This is a genomic window from Mycobacterium sp. SMC-18, assembly GCF_045310895.1.
In the GTDB taxonomy this organism is placed as follows: domain Bacteria; phylum Actinomycetota; class Actinomycetes; order Mycobacteriales; family Mycobacteriaceae; genus Mycobacterium.
Map to the genome: position 1 here is coordinate 1 of NZ_JBJIAL010000134.1, position 1,265 is coordinate 1,265.

1 protein-coding gene is annotated in these 1,265 nt (G+C 63.3%); it reads right to left on the reverse strand.

Features of this window, described 5'->3' with window-relative positions:
• Positions 1-32: 32 nt before the first annotated feature.
• A protein-coding gene (locus tag ACJH6J_RS30440; protein ID WP_099156389.1) for an IS3 family transposase occupies positions 33-1,195 on the reverse strand; the annotation gives its coding sequence in 2 pieces (ribosomal slippage) (positions 33-908 and positions 911-1,195; 1,161 coding nt in all).
• Between the last annotated feature and the right edge of the window lie 70 nt (positions 1,196-1,265).

Genomic DNA, 1,265 nt, shown 5'->3' on the forward strand with positions numbered 1-1,265 from the left:
GGGTCTGCTGCACGATCAGGTGACAGTTTCGGTCACGCGGCCTGACTGGCCGGTGTGGTCATGATTGCTTCGAATTCGATCGGGGTCAACCGCCCGAGGCCGGACTGGCGGCGGCGCCGGTGGTAGGTGCGCTCGATCCAGGTGACGATCGCGATGCGGAGTTGTTCTCGGGTGTCCCAGCGGCGGCGGTCGAGCACGTTCTTCTGCAGCAGGCTAAAGAAGCTCTCCATGGCGGCGTTGTCGCCGGCGGCTCCGACACGGCCCATAGAGCCGACCATCTCGTGTTGATTCAAGGCGTGTACGAATTTCCTTGACCGGAACTGAGATCCGCGATCCGAGTGCAGAATGCACCCCGCGACATCTCCGCGTCGGGCTACCGCGCTGTGTAGTGCCCGGATGGCCAGTTGTGACTTCATTCGGGAGTCGATGCTGTAGCCGACGATCCGGTTGGAGAACACGTCCTTAATCGCACAGAGGTAGAGCTTGCCCTCACCGGTGCGGTGCTCAGTGATGTCACTGAGCCACAACTGATTTGGCCCTTCAGCGGTGAAGTCACGCTCGACAAGATCGTCGTGCACCGGCGGCCCGACTTTGCCGTTCTTGCCGCGTTTCTTACCAAACACGCTCCACAGTCGATTCTGCGAGCAGATCCGCCATGCGGTGCGCTCGGCCATCGGCTCGCCGGCATCGCGCGCCTCCTCCACGAGGTAGCGGTAGCCGAACTCCGGATCGTCTGCGTGCGCGTCGAACAGCGCATTGGCGCGGTAGGCCTCGATGAGTTCGGCCTCGGTGATGGGGTCGGCCAGCCAGCGGTAATACGGTTGGCGGGAGAGCTTGAGTACCCGGCACGTCACCGCGACGGGGATCCCGTCGGCGGCGAGCTCTTTCACGAGCGGGTAGACCCTTTTCCCGGCAGATTGGCCTGCGATAAATACGCTGCGGCCCGACGCAGCACCTCGTTCTCTTGCTCTAGCAGTTTGATCCGCCGTCGGGCTTCGCGCAGCTCACCGGACTCGCTGGCGCTCTTGCCGGGCTTGGTGCCTTCGTCGATGTCGGCCTGACGGAGCCATTTCTGCAGCGTCATCGGGTGCACTCCGAAATCGGTGGCGATCTGCTCGATCGTTACACCGTCATCGCGGTTGCGAGCGACCCGGACGACGTCGTCGCGGAACTCGCGGGGGTAGGGCCTTGCCATGGGGACATCCTTCCAGCCCGCCCATGCTGGGCAAGCCAACTCAGATGTCACCTATTCGTGCAGCAGACCC